The organism is Burkholderia diffusa (assembly GCF_001718315.1).
Taxonomy (GTDB): domain Bacteria; phylum Pseudomonadota; class Gammaproteobacteria; order Burkholderiales; family Burkholderiaceae; genus Burkholderia; species Burkholderia diffusa_B.
Window position 1 is genome coordinate 1,086,466 of sequence record NZ_CP013362.1, and the last position, 12,715, is coordinate 1,099,180.

14 protein-coding genes and 2 tRNA genes are annotated in these 12,715 nt (G+C 67.3%); 5 read left to right on the forward strand and 11 right to left on the reverse strand.

What is annotated here, in order from left to right; all coding sequences use genetic code 11:
• Positions 1-85 precede the first annotated feature (85 nt).
• The 7 genes from WI26_RS04995 to fdxA all read right to left on the reverse strand — a co-directional run bounded on the left by WI26_RS04995 (position 86) and on the right by fdxA (position 3,532).
• Complete coding sequence (locus WI26_RS04995; protein WP_069225341.1) at positions 86-424, reverse strand: AzlD domain-containing protein; 339 nt, start codon at positions 422-424, stop codon at positions 86-88.
• Complete coding sequence (locus WI26_RS05000; RefSeq protein WP_081334228.1) at positions 421-1,194, reverse strand: AzlC family ABC transporter permease; 774 nt, start codon at positions 1,192-1,194, stop codon at positions 421-423. Before WI26_RS05000 ends, WI26_RS04995 begins: the two co-directional genes overlap by 4 nt.
• 121 nt (positions 1,195-1,315) lie before the next feature.
• On the reverse strand, positions 1,316-2,221 hold the full coding sequence (locus tag WI26_RS05005) for an AraC family transcriptional regulator (RefSeq protein ID WP_069225343.1): 906 nt from the start codon (positions 2,219-2,221) through the stop codon (positions 1,316-1,318).
• Positions 2,222-2,282: 61 nt separating this feature from the next.
• A complete protein-coding gene (locus WI26_RS05010; protein WP_059465172.1) occupies positions 2,283-2,768 on the reverse strand; it encodes a CreA family protein in 486 nt (161 codons plus the stop codon).
• A gap of 107 nt (positions 2,769-2,875) precedes the next feature.
• Positions 2,876-2,951 (reverse strand) — tRNA-Asn (locus WI26_RS05015).
• A gap of 77 nt (positions 2,952-3,028) precedes the next feature.
• A tRNA-Asn gene (locus WI26_RS05020) sits at positions 3,029-3,104 on the reverse strand.
• 104 nt (positions 3,105-3,208) lie between these two features.
• The gene (fdxA, locus tag WI26_RS05025) at positions 3,209-3,532 is read right to left on the reverse strand and encodes a ferredoxin FdxA (RefSeq protein WP_042583454.1); all 324 of its coding nucleotides are present in this window, start codon (positions 3,530-3,532) and stop codon (positions 3,209-3,211) included.
• 288 nt (positions 3,533-3,820) lie between these two features.
• Between fdxA and pncB the strand changes: the two genes are divergently transcribed.
• The 5 genes from pncB to WI26_RS05050 all read left to right on the forward strand — a co-directional run bounded on the left by pncB (position 3,821) and on the right by WI26_RS05050 (position 9,798).
• Positions 3,821-5,020: a nicotinate phosphoribosyltransferase gene (gene pncB / locus WI26_RS05030; protein WP_059465173.1), complete on the forward strand. Its 1,200-nt coding sequence runs from the start codon at positions 3,821-3,823 to the stop codon at positions 5,018-5,020.
• A gap of 86 nt (positions 5,021-5,106) precedes the next feature.
• Positions 5,107-5,769 carry a LutC/YkgG family protein gene (locus WI26_RS05035; protein ID WP_069225344.1) on the forward strand — a complete coding sequence of 221 codons (663 nt, stop codon included), beginning with the start codon at positions 5,107-5,109 and terminating at the stop codon, positions 5,767-5,769.
• A 52-nt stretch (positions 5,770-5,821) separates the two neighbouring features.
• Complete coding sequence (locus WI26_RS05040) at positions 5,822-7,252, forward strand: sodium:proton antiporter (protein ID WP_069225345.1); 1,431 nt, start codon at positions 5,822-5,824, stop codon at positions 7,250-7,252.
• Positions 7,253-7,333: 81 nt separating this feature from the next.
• Positions 7,334-8,323 carry a 2-hydroxyacid dehydrogenase gene (locus tag WI26_RS05045; RefSeq protein ID WP_059536492.1) on the forward strand — a complete coding sequence of 330 codons (990 nt, stop codon included), beginning with the start codon at positions 7,334-7,336 and terminating at the stop codon, positions 8,321-8,323.
• On the forward strand, positions 8,320-9,798 hold the full coding sequence (locus WI26_RS05050) for a DNA recombination protein RmuC (RefSeq protein WP_069225346.1): 1,479 nt from the start codon (positions 8,320-8,322) through the stop codon (positions 9,796-9,798). Before WI26_RS05045 ends, WI26_RS05050 begins: the two co-directional genes overlap by 4 nt.
• Before the next feature lie 96 nt (positions 9,799-9,894).
• Here WI26_RS05050 and WI26_RS05055 read toward each other — a convergent pair whose 3' ends face one another.
• From WI26_RS05055 to mobA, 4 genes are all read right to left on the reverse strand, one after another.
• The gene (locus WI26_RS05055; RefSeq protein WP_069225347.1) at positions 9,895-10,380 is read right to left on the reverse strand and encodes a GNAT family N-acetyltransferase; all 486 of its coding nucleotides are present in this window, start codon (positions 10,378-10,380) and stop codon (positions 9,895-9,897) included.
• Positions 10,377-10,652 (reverse strand): hypothetical protein, encoded by a 276-nt coding sequence (locus WI26_RS05060; RefSeq protein WP_006476519.1) that lies wholly within the window; start codon positions 10,650-10,652, stop codon positions 10,377-10,379. Before WI26_RS05060 ends, WI26_RS05055 begins: the two co-directional genes overlap by 4 nt.
• Before the next feature lie 37 nt (positions 10,653-10,689).
• Positions 10,690-11,982, reverse strand: a complete 1,293-nt coding sequence (gene glp, locus WI26_RS05065) for a gephyrin-like molybdotransferase Glp (RefSeq protein WP_069225348.1) — start codon at positions 11,980-11,982, stop codon at positions 10,690-10,692.
• Between the two features lie 105 nt (positions 11,983-12,087).
• The gene (gene mobA, locus WI26_RS05070; RefSeq protein WP_069225349.1) at positions 12,088-12,705 is read right to left on the reverse strand and encodes a molybdenum cofactor guanylyltransferase MobA; all 618 of its coding nucleotides are present in this window, start codon (positions 12,703-12,705) and stop codon (positions 12,088-12,090) included.
• Positions 12,706-12,715: the final 10 nt, after the last annotated feature.

Consider the following 12,715-nt stretch of genomic DNA (forward strand, 5'->3'; position numbering starts at 1 on the left):
CGGTTCGCGCCGAGGCTGATGGCGGGTCTTCATACCCGATATCGGCGCGCCGGGCGAAAACTTGAGCGCGGCCGGTGATGTTCGCTCAGGCCGGCAGCCAGTGCGGCATCACGATCCCTTGCCAGACAAAGAACACCGCGAGCCCGACCGCGATCGTCACGAGCGGCCGGCGTGTCGTCGCCGACACGAGCACGGTGGCGAGCGCGCCGACGAGCTGTGGATTGCGCCAGGTCAGTTCGGCCGTGCCGCCGTGCGGCGAGACGGTCATCGGCACGATGATCGCGGTCAGCACGGTGACGGGCACGAAGCCGAGCGCGGTCCGGATGAGCGGCGGGAAGGTCAGCCGCTCGCCGAACAGGAACAGCGTCGTGCGGATCGCATAGGTGATCACGGCCATTCCGAGGATCAGCAGTGCGTAGCTCACGATGCGGTCTCCGTGCGTGATGCGGTGCGCGAGCGCTCGTGCCGCAGCGTCAGCGCGACGCCGACCACGACGCCGGCGGCGACCGCGCCCAGCAGCCCGAGCTTGTATGGCCAGCCCTGCCAGAAGTACGCGAGCGTGCCGGCTGTCGCGGCGGCCGCGAAATAGCGCAGCGTGCCGAGCTGCGGCACGACGATCGCGATGAAGGTCGCCGCCATCGCGAAATCGAGGCCAAGCGACTGGAGGCCCGGGAAGGCCGCGCCGAAGCCGATGCCCGCGAGCGTCCAGACCTGCCAGTTCAGGTACATCGCGAGGCCGGAGCCGAAGAAGTAGTGGGGGCCGATGTCACCGGCCGGGAAGTGCCGGTAGTGCGCGTAGGCGACCGCGAACACCTCGTCGGTCATCAGCGCACCGAGCGTCGCGCGCCAGCTCAGCGGCAGATGCGCGACGTACGGCGCGAGCGTCGCGCTGTACAGCAGGTGACGCAGGTTCACGATCAGCGTCGTCGCGAGCACGACGACGAAGCTCGCGCTGCCGGCGATCAGGCCGAGCGCGATGAATTGCGCGGAGCCGGCGAACACCGCGAGCGACATCAGCGCACCGTGCCATGCGGCGAGCGGGCCGCCGCCGACCAGCGTGCCGAAGATCACGCCGAACGGCGCCGCGCCGATCATCATCGGGATCGTGTCGCGTGCGCCGTCGAGCAATTCGTTGAGCGGGCGACGGGGCGCGGGCGAGTTTGTGGGTGTGGGATTCAAGGGGCGCGTTTCCATGAAATGCAGGATAGCGGTGCGCAGCCGTGACGGCTTGTACATTCTTGCGCACCGCGGTGCCGGCGGCGCAAGCTGCGTGCCGGATGCCGCGCATTGTCTATTGCAGGCCGCGGAGTGTGCGTCAGCGCGCTTGCCAGCGTCCGGGCGGCACGCCGAACATTCGTTTGAAATGCCGGGAGAAGTGACTCTGGTCGACGAAGCCGCTTGCCGCGGCGACGTCGGCGATCGGCACGCCGGCGCGCAACGGCGCAAGCGCGCGCTGCAGCCGCAACTGATTGCGCCATGCGTGCGGCGGCATTCCGATCGTGCGGGTGAACAGGCGCGCCGCGTGAAACGGCGACAGGCCGGCGGCCTGCGCGACATCGTCGAGCGTGACCGTGCACGTGAGATCGGCGGCGAGCCGCTCGCGCATCGCGTCGACGCGCGGCTCGTCGGCCGCGAGCGCCGCCGGCTGCAGCCGCGCGTCGGCATGGCGCACGATCAGTGCCGACAACGCATCGAGCATCGCCGTTTCGGCGGCGAGCGGATCGTAGACGCGCGGCGCGGCAGCAGCCGGCGCCTCGGCGGCCGGCTGCTCCTGCGGATGAAACGGCGTCATGCACCCGCTGCCTGCCTCCATCATCCGGTGGGCCAGCGCGAGCCGCGCCGCGAGATCGGCGTCGCGGATCACGTCGGACGGGAACCATGGTGCATCTTGCGGGCGCCCCGCGATCGCGTTCGCGAGCGCGCGAATGTAGTCGACCGGCACGTAGCTCACGCGATAGCACCAGCCTTCGTCGGTCGCACGCGAGCCCGTGTGCACTTCGCCGGGATTGATCACGGGCACGGTGCCCGTTTCGGCGACATGGCCACTGCCGCGACAGGTGTAGCGCTCTGCACCCTGGAGGATCACGGGGATCGTGTACGCATCGTGCCAGTGCGGCGCGAACGTATGGTCGCGATAGGTAGCCGTGAGCAGGTCCGCGTTCGGCAGCAGCGGCGTGCGCCAGTAACGTGCGGAGTCCGGCAGAAGACGGGTGGCGGACATGTTCGGGCGCGAGGGCGGTCGAATCGACAGTTTATCGCTCCGGCGCCCGGCCGGCGCGGGCTTACTTGACCGGAATCGTCGTGCCGGCCGGCATCGGCACCGCAGTGACGGCGTTCTTCGGGCTGCCGCTGACGATGCGGTCGCTGTAGGTCAGGTAGACGAGCGTGTTGCGCTTCTTGTCGACCACGCGCACGACGTGAAGCGTCTTGAAGATGAACGACATCCGCTCGCTGAACACGTCGGTCTGCTGCTTGAGCGGCTCCTTGAAGCTGAGCGGGCCGACTTGCCGGCACGCGATCGACGCTTCGCTCGGATCCTCGGCGACGCCGAGCGTGCCCTTGATCCCGCCGGTGCGCGCCCGCGACACATAGCAGGTGACGCCCGTCACGAGCGGATCATCGTACGCTTCGACGACCACGCGATCGGAGCCCGTCACGCGGAAATGGGTGTTGACGCTGCCGACTTCCTCCGCGTGCGCGAATGGCGCGGCGGCAAGGGCGGAGAGGAGAAGGGCGAACGGCGCGGCGGAAAGGAGGCGGTGCTTCATCGACGGAACCGGATGCGAATACGGGACAGAGACTCTAGCATGCGCGTCGGTGACCGACGGGCGCCGGAAAAACAAAAGGCCCGTCGAATGACGGGCCTTTTTCTGTCTGGCTCCCCGACCTGGGCTCGAACCAGGGACCTACGGATTAACAGTCCGGCGCTCTACCGACTGAGCTATCGGGGAATAAATCGGTACATCTGCTTTGTTGTTCGGTTACCAACAAAAAACCCGTCCACCTTCAACGGGCTCTTGTGTTTTTTTGGCTCCCCGACCTGGGCTCGAACCAGGGACCTACGGATTAACAGTCCGGCGCTCTACCGACTGAGCTATCGGGGAACAAACAACAACAGCAGAGAAACGAGATTGTATGGAGCGTTCGCTAACCTGTCAACACTTTTGAGCGGCAGCGCACAAAAATTTTTTGCGGCGCCGCTGCGCGATCAGCGCTCGAGCAGGTGCAGCTTTTCCTGCACGTCCTTCCACTCGTCCGCGTCGGCCGGCGCCGGCTTCGTCTTCGTGATCGACGGCCAGTTCTTGGCCAGCTCCGCGTTCAGAGCGGTGAACTGCTGCTGGTCGCCCGGAACGTCTTCTTCGGCATAGATCGCATTGGTCGGGCACTCGGCGACGCACACGGCGCAGTCGATGCACTCGTCCGGATCGATGGCGAGAAAGTTGGGACCTTCACGGAAGCAATCCACCGGGCACACATCCACGCAATCCGTGTATTTGCACTTGATGCAGCCTTCGGTCACAACGTGAGTCATTAAAACGCTCCTGCTTGGCGGTATATATGGGGTGGCGTTTGCGCCAAAAGCGGCATTGTAACTGAAGCGCAAAACCCGCATCGCGTGGTCGGCTTTCCGGCTTATATCGTTTTGTGATTAGTTTATGGCGACAACCTCGGCGTTCGCGCATGCGGCATTCGCGCGACGCGGCCGGACGACGCGCGGGCGGTTTCACGATGGTCGGGCCCGCATTCGGGTAACATGGCCAGCAGACCGGGCGGCGCGCGGTGCGCCGGGCCGTGTCACGATATTGGCGGTGCCGTAATCATGATCATCACTTCGCTGCTCGACACGGATCTCTACAAGTTCACGATGATGCAGGTCGTCCTGCATCACTTTCCTGCCGCAAACGTCGAGTACCGGTTCCGGTGTCGCACGCCCGGCGTCGATCTCGTCCCGTACATCGACGAGATCCGCGACGAGGTGCGCGGCCTTTGCTCGCTGCGCTTCACCGACGTCGAACTCGACTACCTGCGGCGCATGCGCTTCATCAAGAGCGATTTCGTCGACTTCCTCGCGCTCTTCCACCTGAACGAGAAATACATTTCGATCACGCCTTCGCCGAAGGGCAACGGCGAGATCGACATCGTGATCGAGGGGCCGTGGCTGCACACGATCCTGTTCGAGATCCCGGTGCTCGCGATCGTCAACGAAGTCTATTTCCGCAATACGCAGCGTGAGCCCGACTATCGCGAAGGTCGTGAACGGCTGCGCGAAAAGATCAAGCTGCTCGGCGCGAAGCCGGAGTTCGCAGACTGCAAGATCGCCGACTACGGCACGCGTCGGCGCTTCTCGAAGGTGTGGCACGAGGAGGTTGCACTCACGCTGCGCGACGGGCTCGGGCCGCAGTTCGCGGGCACGAGCAACGTGTTGTACGCGATGAAGCACGGTCTGACGCCGCTCGGCACGATGGCCCACGAATACCTGCAGGCCTGCCAGGCGCTTGGCCCGCGGCTGCGCGATTCGCAGACCTACGGTTTCGAGATGTGGGCGAAGGAGTATCGCGGCGACCTCGGGATCGCACTGTCGGACGTCTACGGGATGGACGCGTTCCTGAACGACTTCGACATGTACTTCTGCAAGCTGTTCGACGGCGCGCGCCACGATTCGGGCGATCCGTTCGAGTGGGGCGAGCGCATGCTGCGCCACTATGAGGCGAATCGCTGCGATCCGCGCACCAAGGTGCTCGTGTTCTCCGACGCGCTCGACATCCCGAAGGTCATGCAGCTGTACGAACGGTTCCGCGGCCGCTGCAAGCTCGCGTTCGGCGTCGGCACCAACCTCACGAACGATCTTGGCTACGTGCCGCTGCAGATCGTGATCAAGATGGTCCGCTGCAACGGACAGCCGGTCGCGAAACTGTCGGACTCGCCGGGCAAGAGCATGTGCGACGACAAGGCGTATCTAGCGTACCTGCGCCAGGTGTTCGGCATCGCGCAGCCGGTCGACGAGGACGCATCGCAGTAAGCGTCGACCATGCGGCCAGGTGCGATGCGGCGAGGGCGGCCGGTATAATCCGACGGTATCGCACGCCAACGTCACGAGGACCGTTCATGGACACTTCCGCTGCCCGTCGCCAGATCCTCGCACGCATTCGCGCGGCGCAAGGACGCGCGCCCGAACCCGATGCCGTGGAGCGCGACGGCGTCGCCGACTATCTCGCCCGTCATCCCGAAGGGCCGCGCCCGCCGATGCCGGCGGACCTCGTCGCCGCATTCGTCGAGGAAGCGGCTCGCCTGTCGACGACGGTCGATGAGGTCGCGACACTGGCCGACGCGCCGGCCGCCGCCGCCCGCTATCTTTCCGCTCACGGCCTGCCGATGCAGGCCATCGCATGGCGCACGCTGGCCGAGCTCGACTGGGCCGGCGCGGGCCTGTCGGTCGAATGCCGCAAGCCGCGCGACGGCGATCTCGTCGGCCTCACGGGCTGCTTCTGCGCAACCGCCGAAACGGGTTCGCTGGTGCTGCTGTCCGGGCCGGACACCTATGCATCGGCCGGGCTGCTGCCGGAGACGCACATCGCGATCGTGCCGGCGTCGCGGATCGTCGCGGCCCATGAAGACGCATTCGCTCTGATTCGCGCGGAGCGTGGCGAATTGCCGCGCGCGGTCAATTTCGTATCGGGCCCGTCGCGCACGGGCGATATCGAGCAGACCATCGTGCTGGGCGCGCATGGCCCGTACCGCGTTCACGTGATCGTCGTACGCGGCGCATGACGTGCACGCCTGATCCATCCTCACTCGACTCATTCGCACAAGGAAGTTCTGCATGAAACGACATGCCGCCTGGGCGGGCATGGCGTTGGGAGCCGCGCTTGGCGCCGTTCCCGCGCTTGCATCGGCCGCCACGCTCGACGGTGCCACGCTGTCCGCACTCTGGGGCATCCCGTTCGCCGGGATCCTGCTGTCCATCGCGATGTTCCCGCTCGTCGCGCCGGTGTTCTGGCATCACCACTTCGGCAAGATCGCCGCGGCGTGGGCGATCGTGTTTCTGGTCCCGTTCGCATTCGCGTTCGGTGCCGGCACGGCGTTCGGCACGCTCGTGCACGCGCTGCTCGAGGAGTACATTCCGTTCATCGTGCTGTTGACGGCACTCTATACGGTCGCCGGCGGCATCTGCGTCAACGGCAACCTGCACGGCACGCCGAAGCTGAACACCGCGATCCTCGCGCTCGGCACGGTGCTCGCGAGCGTGATGGGCACGACCGGCGCCGCGATGCTGCTGATCCGGCCGCTCTTGCGCGCGAACGATAACCGCAAGCACGTCGTACACGTCGTGATCTTCTTCATCTTCCTCGTCGCGAACGCGGGCGGCTCGCTGTCGCCGCTCGGCGATCCGCCGCTGTTCCTCGGCTTCCTGAATGGCGTGAGCTTCTTCTGGACGACCACGCATCTTGCGCTGCCGATGCTGTTCATCTGCGCGGTGCTGCTGACGCTGTTCTTCGCGCTCGACACGTACTTCTACCGGAAGGGCGGCGAGGAGCGGCCGGCTGCGCTCGACCCGACGCCCGACGACGCCGCGCTGACGATCGACGGCAAGATCAACTTCGTGCTGCTCGCGGCCGTGATCGGCCTCGTGCTGATGAGCGGCATCTGGAAGCCGGATGTCACGTTCGACGTGTGGGGCACGCACGTCGCGCTGCAGAATCTCGTGCGCGACGCGGCGCTGGTCGTCGTGGCGCTCGCGTCGCTCGCGCTGACGCCGCGCTCGGCGCGCGAAGGCAACGCGTTCAACTGGGCGCCGATCGAGGAGGTCGCGAAGCTGTTCGCGGGGATCTTCGTGACGATCGCGCCGGTGATCGTGATCCTGCGCGCGGGTGCGGACGGCGCGTTCGCACAGATCGTCCATCTGGTCACGGGGCCTGACGGCAAGCCTGTCGACGCGATGTACTTCTGGGCGACCGGCCTGCTGTCGTCGTTCCTCGACAACGCGCCGACCTACCTCGTGTTCTTCAACCTCGCGGGCGGCGATGCGCAATCGCTGATGACGACGGGCGCGACGACGCTCGCCGCGATTTCCGCGGGGGCGGTCTTCATGGGCGCGAACAGCTACATCGGCAATGCGCCGAATTTCATGGTGAAGGCGATCGCGGAATCGCGCGGCGTGAAGATGCCGAGCTTCTTCGCCTATCTCGGCTGGGCGCTCGTGATTCTGGTACCGGTATTTCTGCTGACGTCGTGGATCTTCTTCCCGGCGTAGGCTGACGATTTTCAACCAAGCGCGGACGGTTGCGGCGGCGCACGATGTGCCGCGTGCCGGCCGCGGCATGCGGAGATGGCGATGCAGAAGATCCTGGTCGCACGTCCGATCTTTCCGGACGTGATCGAACGGCTCGAGCAGTATTTTGAAGTCGACTGGAACAATGGCGACGCGCTCGCCCCCGACGCGCTCGCCGCGCGCCTCGCGGACAAGGACGGTGCGCTGACGGCGGGCGACCCGGTCGGCGCGGCCGCGCTCGCGGCGGCGCCCCGCCTGCGCGTCGTGTCGAACATGGCGGTCGGCTACAACAATTTCGACATGGCCGCGTTCAACGCCGCCAACGTGCTCGGCACCAACACGCCCGACGTGCTGAACGAATCGACCGCGGATTTCGGCTGGGCGCTGATGATGGCCGCCGCGCGGCGGATCGCCGAATCCGAGCACTGGCTGCGCGCCGGGCACTGGCAGAAGTGGGCGTACGACGGTTTCCTCGGCAGCGACATTCACGGCTCGACGCTCGGCGTGATCGGCATGGGGCGTATCGGTCAGGCACTCGCACGGCGCGCGCGCGGCTTCGGGATGCAGGTGATTTATCACAACCGGTCGCGGGTCGCGCCCGAGATCGAAGCCGAACTGAACGCCGAATACGTGTCGAAGGATGCCTTGCTGGCGCGCGCCGATCACGTCGTGCTCGTGCTGCCGTACACGAAGGAGAACCATCACACGATCGGCGCCGCCGAGCTCGCGAAGATGAAACCCACCGCGACGCTGACCAACATCGCGCGCGGCGGCATCGTCGACGACGCGGCGCTGGCCGCCGCGCTGCGCGACGGGACGATCGCCGCGGCCGGCCTCGACGTCTATGAAGGCGAGCCGAGCGTCCATCCGGCGCTGCTCGAGGTACCGAACGTCGTGCTGACGCCGCACATCGCGAGCGCGACGGAGAAGACGCGCCGCGCGATGGCGAACCTCGCGGCCGACAATCTGATCGCCGCGCTGGGCGAGGGGCCGCGCGCGGGGCAGCCGCCGAACCCGATCAACCCTGACGTAATCGGGAAGCGGCGCGCATGACGACGATGTTGTTGCTGGCGGCGGTCGTCGTGCTGGCCGTTGCGCTCGCCGTGGCGATCGTCGCGCTCGTGCGGGGCGGCGGACGCCATGACGATGCGGCCGTGCTTGGCGACCAGATCGAGGACGCCGCGCACGCGCAGGCGCTTGCCGTGGAGCGGCTCGAGCGCGAGCTGCGCGGCGAGATCGTCGAGAACGCGCGCGGCTCGCGTACCGAGCTGGCTGGCAGTTTCTCGCAACTTCAGCAGACGCTCGCGACCCAGCTGACGAGCATCGCGACCGTGCAGAACAATCAGATCGAGGGTTTCGCGCAACAGCTGGGCAAGCTCGTTGCGGGCAACGCGCAGCAGTTCGACGCGATGCGCGAGAGCGTGCAGCGCCAGGCGCAGCAGGCGCGCGAAGAGCAGACGGTTGCGCTGCGGCTGTTCGGCGACACGCTGAACCGGCAGCTCACGCAGCTGACCGAGGCCAATGATCGCCGGATCGGGGAAGTGCGTGCGACGCTGGAGCAGCGGCTGAAGGAAATCGAGACGAACAATGCGGCGAAGCTTGAGGAGATGCGCCGCACCGTCGACGAGAAGCTGCATGCGACGCTCGAACAGCGGCTCGGCGAATCGTTCAAGCTCGTGTCGGACCGTCTCGAGCAGGTACATCGCGGGCTCGGCGAGATGCAGACGCTCGCGGCCGGCGTTGGGGACCTGAAGAAGGTGCTGACCAACGTGAAGACGCGCGGCACTTGGGGCGAGGTGCAGCTCGAGGCCTTGCTCGAGCAAATGCTCACGCCCGATCAGTACGCGAAGAACGTCGCGACGGTGCCGAAGAGCAGCGAACGCGTCGAGTTCGCGATCCGGCTGCCGGGGCGCGAAGCCGGCACGCGCGATGCGCCGCCGGTGTGGCTGCCGATCGACGCGAAATTCCCGCGCGAGGACTACGAGCGGCTGATCGACGCGCAGGAGCGCGCCGATTCGGTGGCGGTCGAGGACGCGGCGCGTGCGCTCGAGGCGCGCGTGCGGATGGAAGCGCGCACGATCGCCGAGAAGTACGTCGCACCGCCGCATACGACCGATTTCGCGCTGCTGTTCCTGCCGACCGAGGGGCTCTATGCGGAGATCCTGCGCCGTCCGGGGCTGACCGACCTGCTGCAGCGCGACTATCGCGTGACGGTGGCCGGGCCGACGACGCTCACCGCGCTGCTGAACAGCCTGCAGATGGGTTTCCGCACGCTCGCGATCGAGCAGCGCTCGAGCGAGGTGTGGCAGGTGCTCGGTGCGGTGAAGACCGAATTCGGCAAGTTCGGTGACGTGCTGGCGCGCACGAAGGCGCAGCTCGAAACGGTCACGCGCTCGATCGAGGCCGCCGAGCAGCGCACCCGCGTGATGAACCGCAAGCTGAAGCAGGTCGAGGCGTTGCCGGGTGAGACGGCGGCCGGGCTGCTCGGCGCGGAAGTCGCCGACGGTGCCGATGCTGACGATGCATGACGCATCATGTGTACAGCCGAAACCGGCTGGAACGAAAAACGGGCGCCGTGGCGCCCGTTTTCTTTTGCAGCAGCGACCGGTTTGGCCGGTCGACGTTCAACGTGTGGCGAGCGTGTTCAGCGCATCTCCGGTGACGCGCACGATGCGCCATTCCGGCAGCACGGTCGCGCCCATCTTCTCGTAGAAGTCGATCGCCGGCTGGTTCCAGTCGAGCACCGACCATTCGAAGCGGGCGCAACGGCGCTCGACGGCGAGTGCCGCGAGGTGCTGCAGCATCGCGGTGCCGAGGCCCGTGCCGCGCTGCGACGGCTGCACGTACAGATCCTCGAGATACAGGCCGCGCCGACCGAGGAACGTCGAATAATTGTGAAAGAACAGCGCATACGCGACGATCGCACCGTCGCGCTCGGCCACCAGCGCTTCGGCGGCGGGGCGCTCGCCGAACAGCGCGTCGGCCAGATCGGCATCGCTCGCGACGAACAGGTGCGTGAGCTTCTCGAATTCGGCCAGCTCGCGCATCAGCGCGAGGATCGCGCCCACGTCGCGCGTGTCGGCGGCGCGGATCAGCGGCGTGACGCTCACGCCTCCTCCGGCGGATCGGACAGCACGATCTCGATGCCGCCGAAGCGCGACGCGACCCAGTTGTACGCGTGGCAGGCGATCCACAGCAGGACGAAACCGAGGATCGCGTTCAGCAGCAGCGCGCTCAGGATCGTGCTCAGTTCGACCATCCCGTAGCGGATGTACGCGACCAGGATGCCGAGCAGCACGATCGGCACGCTGAACGTCAGGTAGACGAGGATCAGTGCCTTCGCGGTCTGCCCCGCGGCGATCGACGAGATTTGTTTCTTCATGTGCGGATTGCCCCCGTAGAGATATACCGATTGGAATTCAGATCAAGCCGTCGAGCGGCAGGATGTCGACCGGGGCGCCCGCGTCGACTGTCGCGCAATCGTGGCCCAGGACGATGAAACAGTTGGCGGCCGCAAGGCCGCTCAGCGATGCGGAACTCTGCGAACCGGCCGGCGCGGCAAGCCACTGGCCGTCAGCGTCGCGCGTCGCGATGGCGCGCAGGTATTCGGTACGGCCCGGGCGCTTTTTCAGTGCCTGCGTGCTGCGTGCCGTATACATCGCCGGCGGCGGTACATGCGCGCCGGCCAGCGTCAGCAGCGCGGGGCGCACGATCGCATGGAACGTCACGGCTGAGGCGACCGGATTGCCGGGCAACCCGAAGAACAGCACGTGGCCGGCGCCGCCGTCACGCGCGAGCGTGCCGCACGCGAGCGGCCGGCCGGGCCGCAGCGCGAGGCTCGCGAAGGTTACGTCGCCCAGCCGCGCCATCACGTCGCGCGTGAAATCGGCTTCGCCGACCGACACACCGCCCGACGTGATCACCGCGTCGGCCTGTGCGGCGGCGGCATCGCGCAGCGCGCGTTCGAGCGCCGCCGGATCGTCGCGGACGATTCCGAGATCGAGCGCGTCGATATGCAGCCTTTCGAGCATCGCGACCAGCATCGCGCGATTGCTGTCATACAGCGTGCCGCGGGTGGGCGGCTCGCCGGGTTCGCGCAGTTCGTCGCCGGTCGAGAACACGGCGACGCGCACGCGGCGACGCACCGTGATTTCGCCCAGTCCGAACGATGCGAGCAAGCCAAGATCGGACGGGCGCAGGATGCGGCCGGCGGCCAGCGCGCGGGCGCCGCGAGCCAGATCCTCGCCGGCCCGGCGGCAGTTTGCGCCGCGCGTGATGTCGCGCGCCGCGAAGCGGATGACGTCGCCGTCGATGCGCACGTGTTCCTGCGGGATGACCGTGTCGCATCCGGTCGGCATCTGCGCGCCGGTCATGATGCGGATGCACGCACCGGGCGCTACGGCTCCATCGAACGGATGGCCGGCCAATGCCGTACCGGCGACGGTCAGCGCGATGTCGGCGGCCGATGCAGTCGCGTATGCGCTGCCGTCGAATGCATAGCCGTCCATCGCCGAGTTGTCGTACGCGGGAATGTCGAACGGCGCATTCACGTCGGCTGCGAGCACTCGGTCGAGGGCGTCGTGCAGCGGCACCTTGTCGCACGCGCCGACCGGCGCCGCGAACCGGCACGCGAGCGCCTGCGCGTCGGCGAGCGACAACGGGGCAGCGGAATCGGGTGCGGTTCGGGAGGCGGGCGAGGATTGCGTGATCATCAGTCTGACTGCGCCGCAAGGCGTATCGGGTTCGTGGCCGGTGGCGCGCGCAGGGCGCCGGAGCGCGAAGGCGCATGCGGCGGGCAGGAACGGATGCCGGCGCCGTCAGCGGCGGGCAAGCGCGGCAAGTTCCTGCCAAGAGTTGGCATTGTAAAACGCACGCTCGTCGCAAAACTCGACTTCGACCGTCTTGTGGCGTGCGTACCACGCACGCACCTTGCGCTCGCCAGCCGCGAGCCCGGCCGCGAGATCGTTGGCGAGCGACGTGCGCAGCAGGGCGAACGTCGGCTGCGGGGAACGTGCCTGTTGCGCGTCGACGGTCACCGCCATCGCGATGTCGGCCTGATGCGCGTCGAGTGCCGCGCGCAGCCGCGCGACGAGGTCGGTCGGCAAATAGGGCGTATCGCACGGCGAGCACGCGACGAGCGGTGCGCGCGCCGCGCGCATGCCGGCAAGCAGACCGGCGAGCGGGCCGGGGAAGTCGGGTGTTTCGTCCGGCACGATGCGCGCGTCGAACGGCGCACCGAGCTCGGCGTAGCGATCGGCGTTGCGATTCGCGCTGATCAGCGTCTCGTCGACCTGCGGGGAGAGCCGGCGCAGCACGTGCAGCGCAAGCGGCGTACCGTCGAGCAGTTGCAGGCCCTTGTCGGCGCCATCCATGCGCGTCGCGCGGCCGCCCGCGAGCAGCAGGCCGGTGACGGGAGGCGAGGCGGAGGCGGACATCGCGGGAAAT